Origin of the sequence: Acinetobacter johnsonii (assembly GCF_048551975.1) — a bacterium.
Lineage (GTDB): Bacteria > Pseudomonadota > Gammaproteobacteria > Pseudomonadales > Moraxellaceae > Acinetobacter > Acinetobacter johnsonii_A.
Genome location: NZ_JBIMCF010000049.1, coordinates 1 through 5543, shown reverse-complemented (window position 1 = coordinate 5543; position 5543 = coordinate 1). Strand labels below are relative to the sequence as shown.

General features: G+C 36.9%; 6 protein-coding genes. 4 read left to right on the top strand and 2 right to left on the bottom strand.

All coding sequences use genetic code 11. The features are described 5' to 3' along the window. Positions 1 to 282: 282 nt before the first annotated feature. A complete protein-coding gene (locus ACG9ZB_RS16325) occupies positions 283 to 444 on the top strand; it encodes a hypothetical protein (protein ID WP_165382335.1) in 162 nt (53 codons plus the stop codon). Here ACG9ZB_RS16325 and ACG9ZB_RS16320 read toward each other — a convergent pair. Then, positions 430 to 711 (bottom strand): mobilization protein, encoded by a 282-nt coding sequence (locus ACG9ZB_RS16320; protein WP_130132608.1) that lies wholly within the window; start codon positions 709 to 711, stop codon positions 430 to 432. The two genes, ACG9ZB_RS16325 and ACG9ZB_RS16320, sit on opposite strands and share 15 nt — an antisense overlap. A 196-nt stretch (positions 712 to 907) precedes the next feature. Between ACG9ZB_RS16320 and mobQ the strand changes: the two genes are divergently transcribed. The 3 genes from mobQ to ACG9ZB_RS16305 all read left to right on the top strand — a co-directional run bounded on the left by mobQ (position 908) and on the right by ACG9ZB_RS16305 (position 4608). Continuing rightward, positions 908 to 2377, top strand: coding sequence for a MobQ family relaxase (gene mobQ / locus ACG9ZB_RS16315; protein ID WP_130132606.1), 1470 nt, complete (start codon positions 908 to 910; stop codon positions 2375 to 2377). A gap of 593 nt (positions 2378 to 2970) precedes the next feature. Beyond that, positions 2971 to 3996 (top strand): RepB family plasmid replication initiator protein, encoded by a 1026-nt coding sequence (locus tag ACG9ZB_RS16310; protein ID WP_130132605.1) that lies wholly within the window; start codon positions 2971 to 2973, stop codon positions 3994 to 3996. A 66-nt stretch (positions 3997 to 4062) separates the two neighbouring features. Beyond that, on the top strand, positions 4063 to 4608 hold the full coding sequence (locus ACG9ZB_RS16305; protein ID WP_130132604.1) for a plasmid replication DNA-binding protein: 546 nt from the start codon (positions 4063 to 4065) through the stop codon (positions 4606 to 4608). Positions 4609 to 4858: 250 nt separating this feature from the next. On the opposite strand, the gene ACG9ZB_RS16300 is transcribed toward ACG9ZB_RS16305, so the two are convergent. Beyond that, on the bottom strand, positions 4859 to 5543 hold a 685-nt coding region (locus ACG9ZB_RS16300), incomplete at its 5' end, for an IS30 family transposase (RefSeq protein WP_419326764.1).

Genomic DNA, 5543 nt, shown 5'->3' with positions numbered 1-5543 from the left:
ATATCAAACCGTCCGCTAACGAAATTGCAAAAGTGCATATTCTAAAAGCGGACATTTTTACTTTGGAGAAACCGGACATTTCTATTTTGGAGTTACATCTGTTCCTTTGCTTGGATTTCTACATAATAGGGGGGTGGATTTGTACACCATAGGCGAAATAGGGGGGGTAGATTTGTACACTATAGGGAGCTTTTTTAGGATAAAAAATCTAAAAATATCTATTATATTCAAACAATTTCAGAAAAAATAAAGATATTCTTTTAGAGCAATGGAGAAAATTTCATGGAAAAGACCGAAAGCCTTTTAGAAGCCCGAAATAGAGTCATTCAGGCTCAAAAAGAAGCAGCGAAAAACCCTGATCATCCGATTAATGATGAACTTAAGGCACATTTTGAAGATAGACAACGTAAATTGACAGAGATTAAAAAATCAAAGGTCAAATAGTTTTCTGTCCCGCTCTTCAGTTAAATACTCATTCAGGCCAGCGAGTGTTTTTTGTTTCTCTGCTTCATCTTCCATTTTCTTGAGCAAGTACGAACCAAGTAAAATTTTACGTCTAGTGTCATTTTTTCTTTCTTGCACTTTCTGTTTTGCCTTTTCACGAGCGTCTTTAGCCTGCTTTTGAGCTTTAAGCTGCTTTAAGCGTTCTTCCTGTTGCTTTAAGCGTTCTTCCTGCTTAGCAATTCTCTGTTCTAAAGATTCATTTGTCATTGTAATTCCCATACCTAAAAAACCATTCAAGCATAGGATACCTGCCATTGAGATTCAATGCCTTCCTAAGCTATAATGGTTTTCCAGAATGGCGCACTTTACCAAACTAATTTCATTAAGTTTGGAAGTCCGAAAGGGGATACCCCTTTACCCCATAAAATTATTTTGTTGTTGTTGAGAAAAGACAAAAAAGAAAATGGCAATTTATCACTTTTCAGTTAAAGCGATCAGTCGAGCAGATGGGCGAAGTGCCATAGCTGCTGCTGCCTATCGCTCAGGTGAAAAATTGATAGACCAAAAACAACAGAAAGAGCAGGATTACACAAGAAAGACAGGCGTAGAGTTTAAAAAAATCTATGCTCCTGACAATGCAAAAGCAGAACTCTTAGACCGTCAAAGCCTTTGGAACATCGTTGAAAAAGTTGAGAACCGTAAAAACTCAGTCCTAGCAAGAGAGTTTGAAATTGCCTTTCCCCAAGAGCTAAACGCAGAACAACGCCAACAGCTCCTAGATGATTTATGCAAAAAGATTGTAGAACGTCACAACGTCATCGTTGATGCTGTCATTCATGCCCCGCATACAAGGGGTGGAAGTGATGAACGAAACTATCATGCTCATATTCTGTTTACGAGCCGACAGCTAGACAAAGACACAGGCGAGTTTTCTAAAAATAAATTTCGTGATTTCAACAAAGAAAAATCATCCGAAACGGTTGCAGCTTGGCGTAAAGACTTTGCCGATCTTGCAAATCACTACCTAGAAAAAAATAACTTTGATGCCCGTATAGATCACCGCAGCTATGCAGACCGAGGAATTGATTTAGAAGCTACCTGGCATGAAGGAAGCGCAGTTACAGCCATGAAGCGTAAATACGAGCGTGAACAATTAAAACCAGTTGAAGAACGAAATCCTGAAATCATCATGCCGACCATTGCCCTAGAAAATAATGCAATCAAGGCTAGAAACGCTGAAAAACAGCAGATTTTAAGAGGATTAGAGCAAGAAATTGTCCTATCCGAAAAGATTTTAGATGGTTTAAAACAACTGGAACGGACTCAAAAAGCAAAAGATCAGCATGAAGCCGAGATTAGAGCCACAAAACAAGCTCATACGGCCACAGAAGCAAAAATACACACAGAACCATCAAAACCTCAAGAAAATCGCTTAGAGCGCAAATCAGCGCAATCTAGCCCTATTGTTCAAGACACTTCGATAAGTGATAAAAAAATTGCTGTTCGTCTTTTTGAAACTAAAGTTCGCGCTTTAGCTGAAAAAATCCACCATCAGGAACTAGAAAACATCAAACAAAAAATGGGTGAATACATGGAATTGAGTAAAAATTTACTCAATCAGATAGAAACCCATAAAGAAAATAAGCCATTCAACCCCTTTAAAATCAAGGCATGGACAAAAGAATTAAATGATTTAGTCCATAAACATGACAATGGCATCAAAGCACAGTATGACAACTTCAAAACAGATTATCAGAGAATAAAAAATCTTGGTGTTACACATGAACATTGGAAAAAAGCAGATGCTCAAATGTACCAGCTTGATAAAAACGCATATCAGAAGATCAAAGCGTTTGAGATAGAACTTAATGAACGTAATTCAGCTACCAGTATTAAAAAATCTTTAGAACAAGACAATGATAAAGGTCGTTAAACCTATCTTTTTTGTCTTTTATTTAAGTATATCTAAATAATATCAATCAGTTATTAGCGAGTGTCTACGAGCGACACAACGAAAAGTTGCGCCTAGACTCCTTGAAAAACCGCTTTTAAGTGCCTTAAACCCTAGAAAATCTATATTTTCATGCAGTCCTATGCACCTAGACCGAGCGAAGCGAGCAAAAAAAGACAATGAGCGAAGCGAATTCATAGTTGCTTTTACTTTTTAGAACACTAAGCAGATATTAGCTAAAAACTGCCCCCACGCTGCGAGGAACGAGCAGCAATAGAGTACGAGCAAAGCGAGTACATAGGGCAGTTATCCACAGCTTTTTTTAATTTCTCTCTTTTTTATTATTTTTTAATATTTTTAAATGTTTTTAGACACCCTTCAAAGCTAAGAGCCATAAGGGTTTCCTTAGTCTAACTATGACGGATTGATGCGGAACTATGACGGATTGATGCATTAACTATGACGGATTGATGCATTAACTATGACGGATTGATGCGGAACTATGACAAAACAGATAATTGACATACATGACAAAATTAATTAATGTCATATTAAAATATAATGGATTGGCAAACATGAAGAATGATTTAGTCGTAATGGATAATAATTTAATACGAGCATCATATAAGCTCACAGTGAATGAGATGCGCTTGATCTTGGTCTCACTCTCACAAATACCAAAAGATGAAGATGTAGACCCCAATAAGGCGTATTACATCAGCAAGGATGATTTTGTGAAATTGGGGGTTGCCCCCAATAATGTAGCTAGAGAGATCAGAGAGGCTTGTACTGATCTATTGAGCCGTACTGTGGTTATTGATACTCCTATTGGTGAATTACATGCTCACTGGGTATTAAATATCCTGCACTTTAAAACAGACGTATTCGAGAAATTAAAAAAGCAGTACCCCGATGCAAAAAATGATGAAGAATTTATAAACACCCTGAGACTGCACAATCTATTGGACAGCTTGCCAATAATTGCCAAAAGTGACGACAATATAATCGCTCGTATTGTTTTTCACCCTAATATGATTCCTTATATTAGCCAGCTTAAACAACAATTCACTAAATTAAATCTTGAGGATGTATTTGGTTTTGGTAGTTTCTACAGTTACCGTCTCTACTTAATGATGATGCAATTTAAATCTACTGGGTATTGTAAAATACATATGGATGAACTACGCAATGCTTTGGATTTAAAAGATATTTATCCTTCATCTGCCGACATAAAAAGACGTGTAATTGATACTGCTGTCCATGAAATTAATGAGAAATCACCTTATTCTGTTAAATATGAACTGATAAAAACAGGACGTAAGTTTACACACCTAGAATTAAAATTTAAGTCGAAAAAAGGAAGTAAACCGACAGTAAAAGACTCTAAAAGAGATCCCGAAACACCTGATTTATTTATTCCAATGACAGATGCTCAACGCTATTTATTTGCAGCAAAACTTTCTGAAATGCCTGAAATGAGCAAATATTCTCAAGGTACAGAGAGCTATCAGCAATTTGCTATTCGTATTGCTGACATGTTTTTGGATACTGAAAAATTTAGGGAGTTACTTCCTTTACTCAGAAAAGCTGGATTTCAATGACATTGTCAATTGAACTTGTTAAGTTAACAGTCAAGTATTAACACAAGTTGAAAACTGGTTTACATAATGAAAAAACTGTCAGTTTCAGAACTAGCAAAACTATATGGATATTCCCGACAAGCCGTATATGCCCATATAAAGAAAGGAAATTTATCAAAAGGATCAGATGGATTAATTGACTTTGCAGAAGCCTTAAGAGTTTTTGGGGAACCACAAAAGAACAACTCTACTATCAACCAAAGTCAATCAACTAACAGTCAAAACTTGACAGAAGTTGACTTATTAAAACGTCAAGTTGACATGCTCGAAAAACAGTTAAATCAGGCAGTGCAGAGAGAAAATCAATCTTTAGAACGTGAATCGTTTTATCAAGAACAGATTGAAGCTATGCAGCGCTTACTGGAAGCCCCAAAAGCCAATATGACTACGTTTACCGATCAAGAACAGCAGCAAGCGAATGCAGCTCAAGTACAGCCAGTGCCAAGCACCGATGATACGAAACATGACGGATTGACTACTGCCGAGCCTAAACGGATTCCGATCCCTGAACAGGTTGAGGCTGAACCCGAAAAAAGAGGCTTTTGGAGCCGTTTTTTTAGACCCTATGATTAACCACGATTGTTTAACTGATATGAACAAAGTTGTGGAACATTGATCAAATAATAGGCGTGGAACGTGAAAAATCATAAAAAAAGCCCGAACAGTGATGCTCGGGCTATAAACTTTGAAATAAGTATTTGAATTTCAAAATAAATTATAACACATTTCGTATAAGGTGTATTATGTTAATTGTAGAGAAAGTAAATAATTACTACTTTAAGGCCAACTACCTATTCGAACATAATTTTTTAAAACGGCGGATTCAAGCGGCAAGTGCAACAGTATAAAAACCAGCCATAACTTCACTCGGTGTATACCAACCTAGTGTTTTTCTAGGACGATGGTTGAGTGCAAATTCTATCTGCTCTATTTGTTCGTTTGACACGTCATCAAACGATGATGATTTTGGCAGATATTGACGGATTAAACCATTCGTATTTTCATTTCTAGCTCGCTGAATAGACTTGTAAGGATCAGCAAAATACGTCTCTATGCCAGCATCAGTAATTCTTTTGTGTTCGGAAAATTCTTTGCCATTATCAAATGTCACACTATAAGCATGGCTCATTTGTAAACGATCTAATGCACAAGTAATCGTTTGAGAGGATGCTCTCGTTGGCCCTAAATGAACAATATGTACATACAGGCTCTTTCGATCAACGAGAGTCAATAAAGCACCTTTATGATGTTTACCAATCACCGTGTCACCTTCGAAATCTCCTAAACGTTGTCGTTGATCAATGACCTGGTCTCGGCAGTGAATACTTGTTTTATCAATGATTTGACCCCTACGATCCGTGTTTTTGTAACCGCGTTTTCGATATTTCTTCTGAAGCCTTAAGTGTAGATAAAGTTTACCGCCTTTTGATTTATCTTGATAAATGTACTGGTAAATCCACTCATGTGAAGGTACATCCAGCCAACCGCGTTGTGTTAAAGCACCTGAA